The organism is Streptomyces sp. NPDC048172, from assembly GCF_043202595.1.
Taxonomy (GTDB): Bacteria; Actinomycetota; Actinomycetes; order Streptomycetales; family Streptomycetaceae; genus Streptomyces.
In genome coordinates this window covers 45,589-63,666 of sequence record NZ_JBIDAT010000018.1, presented here as the reverse complement: position 1 = coordinate 63,666, position 18,078 = coordinate 45,589, and the positions used below count along the sequence as shown (strand labels likewise).

Annotated in this window: 18 protein-coding genes; 9 read left to right on the top strand and 9 right to left on the bottom strand. The window is 72.9% G+C overall.

Annotated elements, in window-relative coordinates; translation table 11 throughout:
• Positions 1-112: 112 nt before the first annotated feature.
• A complete protein-coding gene (locus ACGF3A_RS43375) occupies positions 113-1,339 on the bottom strand; it encodes a sensor histidine kinase (RefSeq protein ID WP_393736794.1) in 1,227 nt (408 codons plus the stop codon).
• 118 nt (positions 1,340-1,457) lie between these two features.
• Here ACGF3A_RS43375 and ACGF3A_RS43370 point away from each other — a divergent pair, with 118 nt between their 5' ends.
• The 3 genes from ACGF3A_RS43370 (at position 1,458) to ACGF3A_RS43360 (ending at position 4,644) form a co-directional block, all read left to right on the top strand.
• The gene (locus tag ACGF3A_RS43370; protein ID WP_393736792.1) at positions 1,458-2,612 is read left to right on the top strand and encodes an SAM-dependent methyltransferase; all 1,155 of its coding nucleotides are present in this window, start codon (positions 1,458-1,460) and stop codon (positions 2,610-2,612) included.
• 67 nt (positions 2,613-2,679) lie between these two features.
• Positions 2,680-4,104: a dihydrolipoyl dehydrogenase family protein gene (locus ACGF3A_RS43365; RefSeq protein ID WP_393736790.1), complete on the top strand. Its 1,425-nt coding sequence runs from the start codon at positions 2,680-2,682 to the stop codon at positions 4,102-4,104.
• Between the two features lie 120 nt (positions 4,105-4,224).
• Positions 4,225-4,644, top strand: a complete 420-nt coding sequence (locus tag ACGF3A_RS43360) for an ankyrin repeat domain-containing protein (protein WP_393736788.1) — start codon at positions 4,225-4,227, stop codon at positions 4,642-4,644.
• Between the two features lie 40 nt (positions 4,645-4,684).
• Here ACGF3A_RS43360 and ACGF3A_RS43355 read toward each other — a convergent pair whose 3' ends face one another.
• Positions 4,685-6,628 carry a multicopper oxidase family protein gene (locus ACGF3A_RS43355; protein ID WP_393736786.1) on the bottom strand — a complete coding sequence of 648 codons (1,944 nt, stop codon included), beginning with the start codon at positions 6,626-6,628 and terminating at the stop codon, positions 4,685-4,687.
• A gap of 216 nt (positions 6,629-6,844) precedes the next feature.
• On the opposite strand from ACGF3A_RS43355, the gene ACGF3A_RS43350 reads away from it, so the two are divergent.
• Together ACGF3A_RS43350 and ACGF3A_RS43345 are read left to right on the top strand one after the other, a co-directional pair.
• Positions 6,845-7,120, top strand: coding sequence for a muconolactone Delta-isomerase family protein (locus ACGF3A_RS43350; protein ID WP_393736784.1), 276 nt, complete (start codon positions 6,845-6,847; stop codon positions 7,118-7,120).
• A gap of 91 nt (positions 7,121-7,211) precedes the next feature.
• Positions 7,212-8,429 carry a PLP-dependent aminotransferase family protein gene (locus tag ACGF3A_RS43345; RefSeq protein ID WP_393736782.1) on the top strand — a complete coding sequence of 406 codons (1,218 nt, stop codon included), beginning with the start codon at positions 7,212-7,214 and terminating at the stop codon, positions 8,427-8,429.
• 6 nt (positions 8,430-8,435) lie between these two features.
• Here ACGF3A_RS43345 and ACGF3A_RS43340 read toward each other — a convergent pair whose 3' ends face one another.
• Positions 8,436-10,037, bottom strand: coding sequence for an ABC-F family ATP-binding cassette domain-containing protein (locus ACGF3A_RS43340; protein ID WP_393736780.1), 1,602 nt, complete (start codon positions 10,035-10,037; stop codon positions 8,436-8,438).
• A gap of 108 nt (positions 10,038-10,145) precedes the next feature.
• On the opposite strand from ACGF3A_RS43340, the gene ACGF3A_RS43335 reads away from it, so the two are divergent.
• Entirely contained in the window at positions 10,146-10,754 is a 609-nt protein-coding gene (locus ACGF3A_RS43335) for a TetR/AcrR family transcriptional regulator C-terminal ligand-binding domain-containing protein (RefSeq protein WP_393736778.1), read from the top strand.
• Positions 10,755-10,803: 49 nt separating this feature from the next.
• On the opposite strand, the gene ACGF3A_RS43330 is transcribed toward ACGF3A_RS43335, so the two are convergent.
• Positions 10,804-11,217 (bottom strand): pyridoxamine 5'-phosphate oxidase family protein, encoded by a 414-nt coding sequence (locus ACGF3A_RS43330; RefSeq protein WP_393736776.1) that lies wholly within the window; start codon positions 11,215-11,217, stop codon positions 10,804-10,806.
• Between the two features lie 125 nt (positions 11,218-11,342).
• Positions 11,343-11,837 (bottom strand): MarR family winged helix-turn-helix transcriptional regulator, encoded by a 495-nt coding sequence (locus tag ACGF3A_RS43325; RefSeq protein ID WP_393736774.1) that lies wholly within the window; start codon positions 11,835-11,837, stop codon positions 11,343-11,345.
• Between the two features lie 250 nt (positions 11,838-12,087).
• Between ACGF3A_RS43325 and ACGF3A_RS43320 the strand changes: the two genes are divergently transcribed.
• Both ACGF3A_RS43320 and ACGF3A_RS43315 read left to right on the top strand, forming a co-directional pair.
• Complete coding sequence (locus ACGF3A_RS43320) at positions 12,088-12,933, top strand: nitroreductase/quinone reductase family protein (RefSeq protein WP_393736772.1); 846 nt, start codon at positions 12,088-12,090, stop codon at positions 12,931-12,933.
• A gap of 72 nt (positions 12,934-13,005) precedes the next feature.
• Positions 13,006-13,776, top strand: a complete 771-nt coding sequence (locus ACGF3A_RS43315; RefSeq protein WP_393736769.1) for a hypothetical protein — start codon at positions 13,006-13,008, stop codon at positions 13,774-13,776.
• Between the two features lie 81 nt (positions 13,777-13,857).
• Here ACGF3A_RS43315 and ACGF3A_RS43310 read toward each other — a convergent pair whose 3' ends face one another.
• The 3 genes from ACGF3A_RS43310 to ACGF3A_RS43300 form a co-directional block, all read right to left on the bottom strand.
• A complete protein-coding gene (locus tag ACGF3A_RS43310; protein WP_393736767.1) occupies positions 13,858-14,694 on the bottom strand; it encodes an aldo/keto reductase in 837 nt (278 codons plus the stop codon).
• 95 nt (positions 14,695-14,789) lie between these two features.
• The gene (locus tag ACGF3A_RS43305) at positions 14,790-15,458 is read right to left on the bottom strand and encodes a TetR/AcrR family transcriptional regulator (protein WP_393736765.1); all 669 of its coding nucleotides are present in this window, start codon (positions 15,456-15,458) and stop codon (positions 14,790-14,792) included.
• 3 nt (positions 15,459-15,461) lie between these two features.
• Entirely contained in the window at positions 15,462-16,157 is a 696-nt protein-coding gene (locus tag ACGF3A_RS43300; RefSeq protein ID WP_393736892.1) for a type 1 glutamine amidotransferase domain-containing protein, read from the bottom strand.
• Between the two features lie 197 nt (positions 16,158-16,354).
• On the opposite strand from ACGF3A_RS43300, the gene ACGF3A_RS43295 reads away from it, so the two are divergent.
• Positions 16,355-17,266 (top strand): LysR family transcriptional regulator, encoded by a 912-nt coding sequence (locus ACGF3A_RS43295; protein WP_393736763.1) that lies wholly within the window; start codon positions 16,355-16,357, stop codon positions 17,264-17,266.
• 7 nt (positions 17,267-17,273) lie between these two features.
• Here ACGF3A_RS43295 and ACGF3A_RS43290 read toward each other — a convergent pair whose 3' ends face one another.
• Entirely contained in the window at positions 17,274-18,065 is a 792-nt protein-coding gene (locus tag ACGF3A_RS43290; RefSeq protein ID WP_393736761.1) for an alpha/beta fold hydrolase, read from the bottom strand.
• Positions 18,066-18,078 lie beyond the last annotated feature (13 nt).

Below are 18,078 nucleotides of genomic sequence, written 5' to 3'. Positions count from 1 at the left end.
GTGGGGCGGTTCGGGCGGGCTGGCCGCAGTGTGCCGGATCCGTATCCGGATCCGCCGGGGCTCCGGGGCTCCGGGCACGTGGCGCCGGGGTGCGCGGCGTCGTTGCGCGGCGTCAGTGTGCGCCCTTGAGCGGGAGGGCCGCGGCGATCCGGAACCCGCCGCCGGGGCGCGGGCCCGCCTCCAGGCTGCCCCCGACCATGCCGACACGTTCCCGCATGCCGATGAGGCCGTGACCGAGCCCGTCCGAGCCCCCGTCCTCGTACAGCTCGCGCTGCGCGCCGCGCCCGTCGTCCTCGGCGAGCACGGTCAGCTCGTCGTCGCCGTAGGCGAGCAGCACGGTGGCGCCGACGTCGGGGCCGCCGTGCTTACGGGTGTTGGTGAGCGCCTCCTGGACGATGCGGTACGCGGTCAGCTCGACGCTGCTGGGCAGGGGGCGCGGGGAGCCGTCGATCTTGAAGTCGACGGTGAGGCCCGTGCCGCGCACCTGCTCGACCAGGTCGGCGATCTGCTCCATGCCGGGCTGCGGCACGTACTCCCCGCCCTCGCGCGCCCCGTCCCCGGAGCGCAGCACGCCCAGCAGGCGGCGCATCTCGGCGAGCGCCTGGCGGCCCGTGCCGGAGATGGTCTCCAAGGCCATCCGCGTCTGATCGGGGGCGCTGTCCAGGACGTACGCGGCGCCGTCGGCCTGGACGACCATCACGGAGACGTTGTGCGCCACCACGTCGTGCAGCTCGCGCGCTATCCGGGCGCGCTCGGCGGCGACGGCGACCTTGGCCTGCGCCTCGCGCTCCTTCTCCAGCCGGGTGGCGCGCTCCTCCAGCTGCGCGTAGTACGCCCGCCGGGTGCGCAGGGAGTCGCCGAGCACCCAGGCCATCACGAACAGCAGCGTGACGAAGAGCGTGCCGAAGATGGCGCCCGTGGTGTCCTGGCGCGGCTCCGGCCAGCGGAGTTCGCTGATGATGGGGGCGAGGAGCGCCCCGGTCAGCGCGAAGCGGGAGGCCCAGCGCACGGGGCGCGAGGCTACGGTGAAGATGATGACGGGGAAGGCGATGTTCCCCGGGAACGGGCTGACGTTGGTGAAGATCTGCGCGAGGCCGCAGCCCGTGGCCAGCAGCAGCATCTTCTCCGGCACGCGGCGGCGCAGCGCCACGACCAGGGCCAGCGCCAGCCCGATCGGTATGGAAGCGACCCGCTCCGCGGTGCCCGAGGGAAGATTGTTCTCCGGCGGCGCCGAGGTGCTCGCGACCAGCCAGCCCGCCGACAGCAACAGCAGGAACGCAGCCCAGAAGCTGTCCACCCACGTGGGGTGCCTGCGGAGGAAGTCGTAGAGCCGGTTCACGTAACCCAGCGTATGCAGGTCAGGTACGTGCAGGGGTCAACCGGACGGCCGATCCGCGGTCGCCCCGCCTACTCCCCAAGGTGGAGGAGCACGGTCCGCGTGAAGAGGAGAACCCCCCATGAGCACTGATCCTGTGGGCTGGCGCGAGGCCATGCGGCGCGCCCTCTACGGCCCCGGCGGTTTCTTCACGCGCGAGGCCCCCGGCGACCACTTCCGCACGTCCGTGCACGCCTCGCCGCTCTTCGCCCGGGCCGTGGCGACGCTCCTGCGGCGCGTGGACGGCGCTCTGGGGCACCCGGAGCGGCTGGACCTGGTGGACATGGGCGCGGGGCGCGGGGAGCTGCTGAGCGGCGTCCTGGCGGCCCTGGAGGAACGGGAGGGGCTGGGGGCCGTGGGGGCGGACGCCTCCGCGAGCGCCCACGGGGACGGCGCGGACGACGGGGACGCCCTCCTGGGGGAGGACACGGACGACCCTGATGCCCCTGACGGCGCCGCGGACCTTCTCCGCCGTCTGCGCCCGTGCGCGGTCGAGCGCGGGCCCCGGCCCGACGGGCTGGACCCCCGGGTGGAGTGGCGGAGCGAACTGCCCGGACCCGGGACGCTGACCGGGCTGCTCTTCGCGAACGAGTGGCTGGACAACGTGCCCGTCGACGTCGTCGAGAACGGCGCCGACGGGACCCCGCGCCTCGTGCTCACCGACAGCGCCGGGAACGAGCGCCCCGGGGACCCGCCCGGCCCCGAGGACACCGCGTGGCTGGCCCGCTGGTGGCCCCTGGAGGCCGCGGGGCCCGGCGCCCGCGCCGAGGTCGGGCACCCGCGCGACGCGGCGTGGAGCGCGGCCGTACGGACGCTGCGGCGCGGGGCGGCCGTCGCCGTCGACTACGGGCACACCCGGGAGACCAGGCCGCCCTTCGGGACGCTCACCGGGTTCCGCGCGGGGCGCGAGATCGCGCCCGTACCGGACGGGACGGGCGACCTGACGGCCCATGTCGCGCTGGACGCCGTCGCGGCGGCGTGCGCCGGGCCCGGCACCGGGACGGAGGTACTCGGGGCGGAGGTGCTCGGGACGGAGGTGCTCTCCCAGCGGGACGCGCTGCACGCCCTCGGCGTCAACGGTTCCCGGCCGCCCCTCGCGCAGGCGAGCAGCGACCCTGCCGCGTACGTACGGGCGCTGGCCTCGGCCGGGGAGGCGGCCGAGCTGACCGATCCGCGCGGGCTGGGCGGCTTCGGATGGCTGGTGTGCGGGGTGGGCATTGCCCCGCCGCTCCCGTAACGTGCCGCCTCTCCCGTGCGCTCCTATGCTGACCGCACGGCCGGAACCGTCGACGGAGGAGGCCGGAATGGGGCGCCAGTGCGATGTCGTCGTCATCGGGATGGGACCCGGCGGCGAGGAGGTGGCGGGGAGGCTCGCCGAGGCCGGGCTCGACGTCGTGGGTGTCGAGGCGGAGCTGCTCGGCGGCGAGTGTCCGTACTGGGCGTGCGTGCCCAGCAAGATGATCGTCCGCGCGGGCAACCTGCTGGCCGACGCCCGGCGCGTCCCCGGGATGGCGGGACAGGCACAGGTCGAGCCGGACTGGTCGCCCGTCGCCGCGCGCATCAGGGACGAGGCGACGACCGACTGGGACGACGCGGCGGCGGTCGAACGGTTCACCAAGAAGGGCGGCCATTTCGTCCGCGCCCGCGGACGGCTCACCGGCCCCGGACAGGTCGAGGCGGACGGCGAGACGTACACCGCGCGGCGCGCGGTCGTCGTCGCCACCGGTTCCGCGCCCTGGGCCCCTCCTGTCGACGGGCTGTCCGCCGTGCCGTACTGGACGAACCGGGAGGCGGTCTCGGCCGAGGAGACGCCCGAGTCGCTGCTCGTCCTGGGCGGTGGCGCCGTCGGGGTCGAACTCGCCCAGGGGTACGCCCGTTTCGGCACCCGCGTGACCGTGGTCGAGGCGGCGGACAGGCTGCTGCCTCCCGAGGAGCCCGAATCGGGCGCCCTTGTCGCACGGGTGCTGGAGTCGGAAGGGCTGACCGTACGGACACGGGCGCGCGCTTCCTCCGTACGGCACGAGGGCGGCACGTTCACGCTCGTCCTGGACGGCGGCGAGGAGCTGCGCGCCGACCGGCTGCTGGTCGCCACCGGGCGGCGGCCCCGGCTGGCGGGGCTGGGCCTGGAGACGGCCGGGCTCGACCCGCAGGCGCGTGCCCTGCGCGTGGACGGCCATATGCGCGCGGTGCCGGGGCCGGAGAAGCACGGCGGCCCCCTCGGGCACGGGCGCGGCGGGGAGCCGGGCCTGTGGGCGGTGGGGGACGTGACCGGGGAGGGCGCCTTCACGCACATGGCGATGTACCAGGCGGACATCGCCGTCCGCTCGATCCTGGGCGAGGACGGTCCCCAGGCCGACTACCGCGCGGTGCCACGGGTGACGTTCACCGACCCGGAGGTCGGCGCCGTCGGGCTGACCGAGGAGGCGGCGCGCGAGCAGGGCCTCACGGTCCGTACGGGCGTCTCCGAGGTGCCGTCCAGCACGCGCGGCTGGATCCAGAAGGCGGGCAACGACGGCTTCATCAAGCTCGTCGAGGACGCCGCAAGGGGCGTCCTGGTGGGCGCCACGTCCGCCGGGCCCGAGGGCGGCGAGACGCTCTACGGGCTGGCGGTGGCCGTACGCGCCGCCGTGCCGGTGGTGACGCTGCGGGACATGATCTACGCGTACCCGACGTTCCACAGGGGCGTCCTGGACGCGCTGGCGGACCTGGAGCGGCCCGAGCGGGTGTGACGCGCGGGCACGGGCCCGTACGGCCGCCTCGCCACGAGCCGCCTCGCCACAAGCCGCCCCGCCGCTCCGTAAGCTGGCGCCCCGGCGTCCGACAGCACCACGCAGGGAGGACCTCACGCCATGTCCAACGCACCCACTCCCGAGAGCCAGGAGCCCGCGCACGACCCCGAGGTGCTGGAGCTGGCCCAGCGGATCTTCGACCTGGCGCGGCACGGCGACACGGACACGGTCGCGGCCTATGTGGACGCGGGCGTGCCCGCGAACCTCACCAACGACAAGGGCGACTCGCTCCTGATGCTCGCGGCGTACCACGGGCACACGGCCACCGTACGGGCGCTCCTCGCGCGCGAGGCCGACCCGAACCGGCTGAACGACCGGGGCCAGTCGCCCGTCGCCGGGGCCGTCTTCAAGGGCGAGGACGAGGTCGTCCGCGCCCTGTTCGAGGGCGGGGCCGACCCGCGCGCGGGCCACCCCTCGGCGATCGACACCGCCCGGATGTTCGAGAAGCGGGAACTGCTGGAGCTGTTCGGGGAGGGCTGACTCCCACGCCCGGGTCCCTCCCCGAACAGCCGTACCTGACTCAGCCGGTGTGGGACTGCCCGCCGTCGTGGGGCTGCCCGCCGTCGTGCGGGTGGCCTCCGCCGTGGCCGTGGTCGAACTTCATGACCTCGGGCGGCATCACCGTGTAGGGACGCATCATTCCCGCGTCCTCGTGCTCCAGCAGATGGCAGTGGTACATGAACCGTCCGTGCGCGCCGTCGAAACGGCCGATCACGTTGACCATCTGGCCCCTGGGCACCTGGAAGACCTCCTTCCAGCCGCTCTCCCCGGGCGGCACCGGCACGGAACCCGCGGCCCTGTAGGTGACGGGCGCGGTGGTGCCGCCGACCTCCTTGCTGAATCCGGACGCGTCGTAGCCGTCACGGGCGAGGACCTGGAAGTCGGCCAGATGGATGTGCATCGGGTGCATGGGGTCGTTGGGAGCGGCCCCCAGGTTGAGGAAGCTCCACTGCTCGTAGTCGTTCCGCGCGATCTTGTAGCCGAGGGCGTCGTCGAACATCCGGGCCGTGCGCCGGTAGGTGCGCAGCACGTTGTCCTTGCCGCGGATCTGCACGACGCCGTCCCTCGGCTCGACGGGCCCGTCCCCCACCTCCTCGGTGATGTCGGCCATCTCCCAGATCTCCGGGTGCCCGCCGCCGCCCTTGGTGCCGGGCGGCGTGAGCAGCACCATCCGGTGGCCGTGCGGGGTGTCGTGGGTGAGCTTCTGGAAGGACGGAGACAGCGTCTCCGGAAGGGTGAACGGCTCGGGGTCGCCCGAGGGCTCCTCCGCGACGCGGAACTCCATCACGTGCGGATACGGGATCCCGGCCGGACGGTCGGGCCTCCCGAATCCCGTGCCGCCCGTGTTGACGAGGCGCAGCCTCCTGCCGCGCAGCGCCCGGAAGTCGACCAGGAGGTCGAAGCGTTCCGCGGGCGCCGCGGACAGCACCTTCCGCCGTGCCGGGTCCTGGTCGTCCACGAACGGCACGTCCACGGGGCGCGGCAGCAGCCCGCCGTCGCTGCCGATCTGCTTGACCGTCCCGTCGGGAACGGGCCGCCCCCTCTCGTCGACGAGCGCGAGCGCGTACGTACGGGCGTTGGAGGCGTTGACGAGCCGGAAGCGGTACCAGCGGGGCTCGACCTCCAGGTACGGCCAGACGGTGCCGTTCACGGTGGCGTACGGGCCCGTGAAGGGCAGGGTGACGTCCTTGCCCGACTCGGGGTCGGGGCCGAGGTTGATCACCTTGTAGAGCAGCTGGCCGTTGAGGCGGCCGTCCTCGTCCTCGTCGAGGTTGCGGTCGGCCAGGACGAGCGGGATCTCGTGCTCCCCGCGCGGCAGCCCGAGCGCGTCCTCCTCGGCGTCCCGGACGAGATACGTGCCGACCAGCCCGGCGTAGACGTTCCACCGGGTGATGTTCATGGCGTGGTCGTGGTACCACCACTGGGTCGCGGGATGGTCGTTCGGGTACTCGGAGAGCTGGGCGTCCCCGACGGCCACGGCGTTCTCCGCCCAGCCGTCGTTGCCGCCCCCGGTGACGCCGCCGTGCAGGTGCGTCACCGTCCAGGCGGGCAGCGCCGCGACGTTCTCGTCGGGCTTCACGCCGTCCCTGCCGGAATGGTTGGTGTTCGGGTCCTTCGGGTCACCGATCCCGACCGCGACGGACGCCGCCGGGTAGGTGCCGGTGATCCTGTTCGTCCAGGCGACCCGGATCCGCTGACCGCGGCGCACCTCCAGGGTGGGCCCCGGGAAGTGCCCGTCGTACGCCCACACACGGGTCGGCGGGAGCTGCGAGTGCAGCCGGGTCCAGGTTTCGGTGAGGGCGATCTCGACCCGGCCGTCGGGGCCGGGCCGCAGGGTGGGCGGGACGCGGAGCGCGTCCGTGTACGGCGTGAGCGCGCCGCCCGCGGGCGCGGCCTCGGCCGCGTTCCCCTCCCCCTCGTCTGGTGTGAACAGACCTTCGATGGTCTCGATGAAGTCGGACAAGTGAACCCCCGTTACTGCGATTTCACCGGACTGCCCCTGAGGGGCGAATCACGGTAAAGGGGACACGGGTGCGCCCTTCCGGGGTTGCGTGCGCCCCCTGTGTGCCGCCGGATCCACGCCATCGCTGGCGCCGCTGCCGTAGCCGGGGGTGGCCAGTGGTCGGAGTCACTCCACGCATGTACGGACAAGGGTGCTAGGTTGCGCTCTGTGCAATTCATGGTCATAACTGAGCGCTATACGCAGCAGTTCACCGAGGACGACTTCGCCGAGGTGCTGCCCCAGGAGACCGAGGCCGTACGGGAGCTGTACGCCGCCGGTGCCGTGCGCCAGATCTGGCTGCGGGGCGACACCAGGGGCGCCTGCTTCCTCCTGGAGGCCGACTCCCTCGCGGAGGCCGAGGCGGCCGTCTCACGGCTCCCGCTGGCCCGCAGGGAGATGTCCGAGTTCCGCGTGATCCCGCTCCAGCCGTACGGCGGCTTCGGACCACGCTGAGCGGAACGGCATCGACTACGTCTCGGTAAGGCTCTGACCAGCGGTCCTGTAGCCTCCAAGGCCGCTGGAACGATCAAGGAGTCGCCCCGACATGAGCACCGCGAGCCCCCGGAGCTCCACCGCTCCCCCGCCCGCTCTCTCCTCCCGCGCCACCGCCGTCGGCGGCTCGGCCGTACGGGAGATCCTGGCGACCACGGCCGTGCCCGGGATCATCTCCTTCGCGGGCGGCCTGCCCGCTCCCGAACTCTTCGACGTGGCGGGCCTGTCCCGCGCCTACGACGCGGTGCTCACCGGGTCCGGCAGCGCCGCGCTGCAGTACAGCACCACCGAGGGCGACCCGGCGCTGCGCGGCGCGATATCCGACCGGCTGACCGCGCGCGGCCTGCCCACGGACCCCGCGTCCCTGCTGGTCACGGCCGGATCGCAGCAGGCGCTGACCCTGCTGGCCACCGCGCTGGTCGAGCCCGGCGACACGGTGCTCGTCGAGGACCCGTGCTATCTGGCCGTCCTCCAGGTCTTCGGCTTCGCCGGAGCCCGCGTGGTCCCCGTGCCGTGCGACGAGTACGGACCGGATCTGGAGGCCCTGGACGACCTGCTCGTCCGCCTCCGCCCCAAGCTGCTCTACACCGTCCCCACCTTCCAGAACCCCACCGGCCGCACCATGCCCGCCAAACGGCGCGAGGCCGTCGCGGGACTGGCCGCGCGCCGCGGCCTCTGGCTGATCGAGGACGACCCGTACGGCGAACTCCGTTACGAGGGCGAGGACGTGCCCCGCCTCACCGCCTGCGCCGAGGCCGTGGGCGCCGGGGACCGCGCCGTCCTGCTGGGCAGCTTCTCGAAGGTCATGGCCCCCGGGATGCGGCTGGGCTGGCTGCGCGCCCCCGCCGAACTGCTGCGCGCCTGCACGGTCGTCAAGCAGTCCGCCGACCTGCACACCCCGACCGTCAACCAGATGGCCGCCGCGCGCTATCTGGCCGACAGCGACCTGGACGCGCACATCGACCGTGTCCGCACGGTCTACGGGGAGCGCCGCGACGCCCTGCTCGCCGGACTGCCGGACGCCCTTCCGGACGGCTCGCGCTGGAACCGTCCGGAGGGCGGCATGTTCGTCTGGGCCCGGCTCCCCGAGGGGTACGACGCCGCGGAACTGCTCCCCAGGGCCGTCGCCCACGACGTCGCGTACGTCCCCGGGGCGCCCTTCCACGTCGAGCGCCCGGACGAGGCGACGATGCGGCTCTCGTTCATCACGCACACCCCCGCCGAGATCGAGGAGGGGCTGCGCCGCCTGTCGAAGGCGCTGTCCTCTTAAGAGGTCTCAGGAGAGGGAGAGTTCGCGGCCGTTCCAGCGGGAGCGGAGCAGGCGGTCGTGGCTGACGATGACCACCGCTCCCTCGTACGCCACCAGCGCGGTCTCCATCTCCTCCACCAGGGCCAGCGACAGATGGTTCGTCGGCTCGTCCAGCAGGAGCACGTCGGACGGCGTGGTCACCAGGCGTGCCAAGGCGAGCCGTTGCCGCTGTCCCGTGGACAGGGCCGTCACCGGGACGGTCAGCTTCTCCGGGGTGAACAGCCCCAGGGAGAGCAGCTTCTCGGCGTGCTCCTCCGGGGTGCCCGCGCGCCCGCGCGCGTAGGCACGCAGCAGCGTCTCGCCGGGGCGCCCGGGGCCGGGCTCCTGCGGCAGATGGCCGACGCGTCCCTTGGCCACCAGGTGCCCGCCGGGCGGCAGTTCCCCGGCGAGCACGGCCAGCAGGGTGCTCTTGCCCGCCCCGTTCGGTCCGGTGACGAGCACCCGGTCGCCCGGCCCGACGGCGAGCGCCGTCGGCGCCAGCCGGCCGGGAACGGTCACGCCGTCGGCCTCCAGCAGCGGCCCCTCCAGCCGCCTCCAGCCGCCGAACGACGCGGCGAACCGGAGCGGTTCGGGCGGCGGCGGCACGGGCTCGGCCAGCAGGCGGCTCAGGCGCTCCTCGGCGTTCCGTACGCGGCTGGCGAGGGACTGCTGCACACGGCCCCCCGCACGGTCGTACGCCATCTTGTTGCCGTCCTTCATGGCGCGGCCCGGCGCGACCCTGCGGGCCGTCGTGGCGGCGGTCTCGCGCAGCCGCGCGATCTCGTCCGTCCAGCGCGCGTGCTCCTGCTCCCAGCGGCGCAGGGCCGCGGCCTTCTCCGTGAGATAGCCTGCGTAGCCGTTGCCGTAGCGGACGACGGTACGGCGGTCGGCGTCGACCTCCAGCAGGGTGGTGGCCACGCGCTCCAGGAACAACCTGTCGTGCGAAACCGCCACGGTCGTACCGCGCCGGGTGCGCAGATGGTCCTCCAGCCAGGAGAGCGCCGCGGCGTCCAGATGGTTGGTGGGTTCGTCCAGGAGCAGCACCTCGGGGGAGGCCGCCAGGACGGACGCGAGGCGCAGCCGTACCTGCTCGCCTCCTGAGAGGGAGCCGACCGTACGGCCGCGCGGCAGCGGGCCCAGGCCGAGGCCGTGCAGGGCACGCTCGACACGCGCCTCCGCCTCGTAGCCACCGCGCAGCTCGAAGACGGTCATCAGGTCGCCGTACTCGGACAGGGCCGCACCGGCCGTCTCGCCCTCTTGGGACATGACGGCTTCCAGACGGCGCAACCGCGCCTCCATGGCGCGCAATTCGGACAGCGCCCTGTCGATGACGTCCTGGACGGTCAGATGGGGCGGCAGCGCCTCGTCCTGGGCGAGATGGCCGACCCCTCCGTCCGCGCGGACGACGATCTCGCCGCTGTCGGGCCGTTCGAGCCCGCCGAGGAGGCGGAGCAGGGTGGTCTTCCCCGAGCCGTTCTCACCGACGATCCCCGTGCGCTCACCGGCGGCGAACGAGCAGGTGACGTCGGAAAGGACGGTCAGTTCACCGAAGGACTTGGTGACGGCGAGGGCGGTGATCTGCGTGGGCATACGTGGTCTCCGGAGCGTTCGGGAAATGTGCGGTCTGAACCGGGTGAACGCTGCGGAAGAGCACGGGCTACCTCGCTAGTGCGACAACAGTTGCGTTAACATGTTGCCATGGGTACGTCAGCGAGGGCAAGCGCCGCCCCGGAGCCCGGGCGGCGCCCCGGAGGCCGGACCGCCCGGGTGCGGGAGCAGGTGCTCGACGCGGTCGGCGCACAGCTCGTGGCGGGCGGGTACGACGCGCTCACGGTCGACACGGTCGCCGCCCGCGCGGGCGTGCACCGTACGACCGTCTACCGCCGCTGGCGGGACGTCGGCGGCCTCCTCGCGGACGTCCTGGACGCCGGGGCCGACGACGGCTGGACACCCCCGGACACGGGCGCCCTGGAGGGCGACCTGCGCGCCCTCAACCGCGAGCTCTACGCGGCCCTCACCGCGCGCCCCTCCGTCACGGCCGCGCTGATCGCCGCCTCGTTCCGCTCGGCGGAGGCCGCCGACGCGCTGCGCCGCTTCTGGGAGGACCGGTACGCGCGCTGCGAGGTGCTCGTGGAGCGCGCGGAGCGACGCGGGGAGCTGCCACCGGGCACGGAGGCCCGCCGCCTGCTGATCGCCTCGACCGCGCCCCTCTACCACCACCTGGTGCTCCTCCGCTCCGACCCGGACCCCGCCCTCCCCGAACAGGCCGCACGGGACGCGGCACGCGCGTTCACGGCGGCGCGGTAGCGGGGACGGGACGACGGGGCGGGGCGAGGCGGGTCGGGCCGCCGGGCGGTCAGCCCGTGGGGCCGGAGGGGAAGTCCAGCGACGTCCCGTAGAGACGCGTGGCCCGCACCTCGATGGTCACGCGGTCCTCTGTCTCGCCCTCCGGGTCGGGTACGACCGTCGCGTCGCCCTCCACCACCGCGAACGACCAGACGTCCGGCCCGTCCACGTGCAGCGCCACCCGCGGATCGCGCCGTATGTGCCGCACCTTGAGACGGTCCCTGGTCGCGGAGATCCGTACGGTCCGCTCCTCGGGGTCCCACTGCTGGACCACGGTGGACAGATGCGGATGGCCGCTGCGCTTGACGGTCGCGAGCACCCCGAAACGGTGCTCCCGGAGCAGCGCGTCCAGCTCGCCGTCGCTCAGCGCGCGGGGCGCGGGCTTGGCTTCGGCTGACTGCTCATTGCTGTTGGCGGCGGCCATTGGCGCTCCTTCTGAGAAGTCAATGGTGGGGAACTGTCGTGAGGACAGCGGAAGAGAACGTAGCAGATAGTTTTGTTGCAGACTATCCCTCTCGGATTGATCCGCCTCCGACCGAACCCGAATCCCTACCCCTTCGCCCCCCGCTGCCGAGCCCTCCGCACCGGCCGCTCGCTCTCGACCGGGGCCGCGAGGTGCCCCTCGGCCAGCCGCTCCAACGCCTTGACGAGTGTGTCCCGTTCACGCCGGGGCAGCGCCGACAGCGCCTCCACGTGCACGTGGTCGACGATCTCCTGGCTCTCCCGCGCGACCTCCAGCCCCTTCTCCGTGACCGCGACGATCCGGGCCCTGCGGTCGGCGCGGGACGGCCGCCGCTCTGCGAGCCCGGCCTCCTCCAGCGCGTCGACGGTGACCACCATCGTCGTCTTGTCCATGTCGCCGATCTCGGCGAGCTGCGCCTGCGTCCGCTCCTCCTCCAGGGCGTGGACCAGTACGCAGTGCATGCGCGCGGTCAGCCCGATCTCGGCCAGCGCGGCGGACATCTGGGTCCGCAACACATGGCCGGTGTGGTCCAGCAGGAAGGACAGGTCGGGCTGAGTGCGCGAGGGAACCATGGCAGTCATGACGGCCAGGGTAGCGATTCGTTCCGAGGCAGATAGATCCGTACAAGATAGTCCGGTAAAGAATCGTTTCCTCGAATCCCCTTGCCCCGCCCCACCTGCCGGTATACCTTCCTCCCCGTGACTACCGGGTCGGCCATGGGCCACGCACGAGTGAGGTACCCGGCCACGGCTTGAGCGCCGGGCGGGCGAGAGGCCCGCCTTCGCTGCATTCCCTCCGCGAATCCTTTTCCTCCGGACGAGAAAGCAGCGAATGCCGAACGACTTCAATCAGCACGTCATCGATGAGTTCCGCGCCAACGAGGGCCGCGTCGGCGGCCCCTTCGAGGGCGCCCGCCTCCTCCTTCTGACCACCACGGGCGCCCGTTCCGGCGCGCCCCGCACCACGCCGCTCGGCTATCTCGCCGACGGCGGCGGACGCGTACTCGTCATCGCGTCGGCCGCCGGGGCGCCGCACCACCCCGCCTGGTTCCACAACCTGCGGGCGCACCCGCGCGCCAACGTCGAGACGGGCGCGTTCACGTACGAGGCGACCGCGACGGTCCTGGAGGGCGAGGAGCGCGACGCCGCGTTCGCGCGCGCCGTGGAGACCGACGAGGGCTGGGCCGCCTACCAGGCGAAGACGGACCGGGTGATCCCCGTCGTCGCCCTCGACCCGGTCCCCGGCCCGCCGAACCCGAACGCCGACGACTTCGGTGAGGCCCTCCGCGTCGTCCACAACGCCTTCCGCCGCGAACTCGCCCTGATACGCGACGAGATCATCGCCGCCGGCCCCTCCCCCGCCCTCGGCGCCCAGCTCCGCATCAACTGCCTGACCCTCTGCCAGGGCCTGCACAACCACCACACCGGCGAGTCCATGGGCCTGTTCCCCGCACTCCTCGACGCGGACCCCGCACTCGAACCGACCGTCCAGCGGCTGAACGAGGAGCACGAGAAGCTCGCCGCGCTCCTGGAGGAGCTCCAGAACCTGCTGCGCGCGGACGGCACGGACCCGGCACGCCTCCTGCCCGAGGTCGACCGCATCACCGAGGAGCTGGAGACCCACCTCCGCTACGAGGAGGAGCAGTTGATCCCCGTCCTCCAGGCGGCGGCCCGCTGACCGCCCCCTGCGGGCGGCCTCGCCCACGGACGTACGACCGGGGGTGTACGCCCGGGAGTCAACGCCCGCAGGATGCCCCGACCCTCGCCGGACGCGAACCTGACAGCACGGCCGCACACCGCGGCCGGAGCCCAGGAGAAGGTCCAGGAGAAGGAGCCCCGCATGATGCTCTTCGACGTGTACGTCCCCCGAGGCGCGCTCGACGCGGACGAACGGCGGGCCCTCGGGCGCCGCCTGATCGAGGCGTTCATGGTGGACAACGGCATGCACGCGAGCGAGGTGCTCGGAGCCGCGAGGACGCTGACCCAGGCCCTCGTCCACGAGACCGACGCCTGGGTCCTGGGGCAGCGGCCGGAAGAGGGCGAGAGCGATCCGGCGGACCCGCCGCGTTATGTCGTACGGCTCAGCGTTCCGGCGGCCTGGCGCAAGGACATGAGCGCCAACGCCATCGAGATGGTCACCAAGGCCCTGGCCGAGACCGAGGAGGCCGCCGGGCGGGACCCCGAACACCTGTGGCTCGCCCCGCACGCCATGGTCCACGTGGTCGGCGTCTCGGAGGGCGGGATCGGTTTCTACGGGAAGAGTTTCGGCGCGGAAGATCTGCTGGAAGAGCTGACGCGTGCGTACCGCCGGAACCTCGCCCAGGGACAGGTCTCCGCGCCCCCGCCCGGCAGACTGCTGGACCCGGTGTGCGGGATGACCGTCGAGGAGGACACGGACCTGACGCTGGTGCACGGCGGCACGGTGTACGGCTTCTGCCACCACACGTGCCGCCGTCGCTACGCCGAGGAGCACGGGCTGCGGACGCAGCTCGTGAACCTCGACGCCTTGAACGACGCGTGACCGTATGCCGGACCGGTCCTTACCGGACCATCCGCTTCTGAACGGTCCGTCGGTCGATCAGTCCGTCGGCCCGCCGGTCCGTCAGCCCAGCCAGTTCATGGTGGCCGGGTCGGCGCCGATGCGGCCGCCGCGGTCGAGGCCCGCGATGTCGCCCATGTCGGTGGCGTCCAGCTCGAAGTCGAAGACGTCGATGTTCTCCTTGATCCGCGACGGGGTCACGGACTTGGGGATGACGACGTTGCCGAGCTGGAGGTGCCAGCGGATGACGACCTGGGCCGGGGTCTTGCCGTGCTTCCCGGCGATCCGCGCGAGCACCGGCTCGCCCAGCAGCTCCTTGCCCTGGCCGAGGGGGCTCCACGCCTCGGTGGCCAGGTTGTTGGCGGCGTCGAAGGCGCGCATCTCGCCCTGGGAGAAGTACGGGTGCAGCTCGATCTGGTTGAGCACCGGCACGACGTCCGTCTCGTCCAGCAGGCGGCCCAGGGTCCGGGCGGTGAAGTTGGAGACGCCGATCGCCTTGGCGCGGCCGTCGGCGTAGATCTTCTCCAGGGCGCGCCACGACTCGACGTACTTGTCCTGCTCCGGCACCGGCCAGTGGATCAGGTACAGGTCGACGTACTCCGTGCCCAGGCGCTCCAGGCTGGCGTCGAAGGCCTTGAGGGCCTCGTCGTAGCCGTGGTCGGCGTTCCACAGCTTGGTGGTGAGGAAGACGTCCTCGCGCGCGAGGTCCGCGTCGCGCAGGGCACGGCCGACGCCCGACTCGTTGTCGTAGATGCGGGCGGTGTCGACGGAGCGGTAACCGGCCTGCAGGGCCGAGGTGACCGCCTCGTACGCCTGGTCGTCCTCGACCTGCCAGACGCCGAAGCCGAGCTGCGGCATGCGGAGGCCGTTGTTCAGGGTGAGGTGCTGCTGCGTGCTCATGATGGTGGTGCCTTCTGTACGGGAGGGGGGAGAGGGATCGGTATCGGGGATGTTGGTCCGGGGGGGGGACCGGGGGGGTGGTCCGGGGTGTCGGGCTAGGGGCCGTCCGCTGCCGCCGGGAGGAGGCCCGTGAGCAGGGCCTCGGCCGCCGGGCCGAGGAGGCGCGCGCCGTCCGGCACGGACTCCAGCCCGATGACGAGCGCGATGCAGATGTCGGCCGCTTCGGCGGGCTCCACCCGTCCACGAGCGCTCTGTTCCGTTGCGGACGTTCCAGTCGCGGACGTTCCAGTTTCGGAAGTTCTAGCTGCGGCCGCTGGGTCCGCCCCACCCGCCGTGCCCGCCGTGCCCGCTTCCGCGAACGTCTCGGCGAACGCGTCCGCCAGCAGCCCGCGCAGCCGCGCGGTGAAGTCGTGGCAGATGTCGCCGAAGAGGCGGCCCTTCTCGTCGAGGAGTTCGGCGGCGTGCGGGGAGTCGCCCGCGAGCTGGAGGACCAGGTCGAGCTTGGCGGAGAGGATGCCGCGCACGCGTTCGGCGGGCGGGAGGTCGGCCTCGGCGGATTCCCTGGCCCGTTCGAGCGCCTGCGCGTGGAGCCGTTCGGCGAGCCGCCGGAAGGCGTCGTCCTTGCCGCGGACGTAGAGGTAGACCGCGGAGCGGGAGACGCCCATGACGGTGGCGATGTCGTCCATGGTGGTGCGGCGTACGCCGTATCTGACGAGACACGTGTACGTCGCGTCCAGGACCTCGTCGAGCCGCCCCGTGCCCATGGTTCAGGCCAGCTTCTTCAGCAGTTCGATCGCCAGGGGCGCGGAGGAGGCCGGGTTCTGGCCGGTGACGAGGTTGCCGTCGACGACCACGTACGGGGCCCAGGGCTCGCCCTCCTGGAAGACGGCGCCCGCCTCGGTCAGCCGGTCCTGGAGCAGCCAGACCGCCTTGTCGGCCAGCCCGGCCTGGCGCTCCTCGACGTTGGTGAACCCGGTGATCCGGAGGCCCGCCACGGCGTGCGCGCCGTCCTCGCGGGTCGCCGCGAGGAACGCCGCCGGGGCGTGGCAGACCACGCCGAGCGGCGTACCGGAGTCGAGGGCGCGGGTGATCAGACGGCCGGAGTCCGCGTTGACGGCGAGGTCCTCCATGGGGCCGTGGCCGCCGGGGTAGAAGACCGCGGCGTACTCGGCGAGGTCGACGTCCTCCAGGCGTACGGGGTGCTCCAGCTCGGTGAACGCGGCGAGCGCGGCGGCCATCCGGTCCGCGCCCTCCTGCCCGCCGTTGAAGTCGGGGGCGAGGCTGCCCCGGTCGACGGTGGGGACGACGCCGCCGGGGGTGGCGACGACGACCTCGTGGCCCGCCCGCTTGAACTCCTCGTACGGCGCGACGGCCTCCTCGGCCCAGAAGCCGGTGGGGTGCCGGGTGCCGTCATTGAGCGTCCAGTGGTCGGCGCCGGTGACCACGAAGAGGATCTTTGCCATGCCACTCATCTCCACTGCTCGGCCGTCCGCGTTCCCTCCGCGTTCCAACGGGTTCCCTGCGGATCGTCTACGTTCTGACGTTCTGCACGCAGAATGTCAGCGCGCTCACTGATCTCGAACGTAAGCGCGTTTGCCATCGGTATCCAATAGAAGATCCTCTGGCTGCCATAGAGATCTCTATGGATAGGGTGGGCGGCATGCGGGATCTGAATCTGTTGCGGACCTTCCTGGCCGTCTACCGTTCCGGGTCCTTCACGGCCGCCTCCCACCTGCTGGGCCTCTCGCAGCCGACGGTGACGACGCAGGTCCGCGCCCTGGAGCGGCAGCTCGGGCGCGAGCTGTTCGAGCGGCTGCCCCGCGGGGTCGCCCCCGTGCCCTTCGCCGACGAACTCGCCGCCCGGGTGATCGCCCCGCTCGACGCCCTCGCCGCCGTCACGGGCGGCGGCACCGGCGGCCCGGAGGCGGACGAGGCGCCTCCGCCGGACCCCGTGCACCTCGCGGGCCCGGCCGAGCTGCTGTGCGCCCTCGCGCTGCCCGCGCTCGCGCCCCTGGTCGAGGACGGGGTACGGCTCCGCGTGGGCACGGGCCTCACCGACGCGCTGCTGGAGGAGATGCGCGCGGGCGGCCGTCACGACCTGGTCGTCGCGACCACGCGCCCGCGCGGCCGGGCGCTGACCGCCGTGCCGCTGATGGACGAGGAATTCGTGCTGGTGGCCGCGCCCTCCTGGGCGGAACGGCTGGCCGGCGGCGGCACCGACGACCTCCCCGCCGCCCTGCACGCCGTCCCCCTGATCACCTACGCCGAGGACCTGCCCATCGCCCGCCGCTACTGGCGCCACGTCTTCGGCAAGCGCCTCTCGTGCCGGGCGGCCGTCACCGTGCCCGACCTGCGGGGCGTGCTGTCGGCGCTCACGGCGGGCGCGGGCTTCAGCGTGCTCCCCCGCTACCTCTGCCTGGACGAACTGGCCTCCGGGGCCCTCGTACCGCTGCGCGAGCCGGAGGACCCGCCGATCAACACGGCGTACCTCGTCCAGCGACCGGGCTCGGCGGCCAACCCGCACGTCGCGCGCGTACGCGACCGCCTGCTGGAGGCGGCCCGCACCTGGTGACGCGGGCTCAGGGACGGAGCGCGGCGGCCGTGGCCCGTACGAACGCCTCCGGGTTGTCCAGCATGATGTTGTGCCCGCACTCGGGCACGGGCACGACGGTGACGCCGCCCGCGACGAGCCCCTCCTCGTCCGGCACCGGCCCGTCGCTCTCGGGCCGGAGGTAGGTGCGGGGGACGTCCAGCTCCAGCAGCAGCTCCCGCATCGTCGGCACCGTCGCGCGCGTCAGGTGGACGGCGCTGCGGTGCAGGGCCTCGCGTCCCGCCAGCCGCATGGTGGCCCACCAGTGGGGCCCAGCCTTGTCGCGCACCGCGCGCCAGCCGCCCGCGAGGAACTCCTCCTCCGACTGGGCGGCGATGCCACTGCTTCCCCAGTCGTTCCATTGCGGATGGATCGGATCGAGATTGGCGTCGATCAGGACCATCCGCTCGACCAGACGCGGGTGCCGGGCCGCGAGCACGATCGCGATCGCACCGCCCATGCTGTGCGCGACGACCTCCGCTCCGCCCCCGCCCACGTCCGCCGCCTCCAGGGCGCGGGCGAGAGCGATGGCGTGCTCCTCCAGGCTGTAGCCGAAGTCCGCGGGACGGTCGCTGATGCCGAAGCCCAGCAGGTCCACGAGGAGGGACCGGGGGCCCGCGAGCAGGGGATGTACTGCACTCGCGGTGAAGTACGGGCCGGACGAGGCGCCGAGCCCGTGCAGCCAGACGCGCGGCCGCACGGAGGGACCACCCTGGTCCGCCGCCGGGATCTCCACCCACCGGATCCGCGCCCCGTCCGGGGTCACCTGGGCATCGCGCATGGCCTTCCTCCTC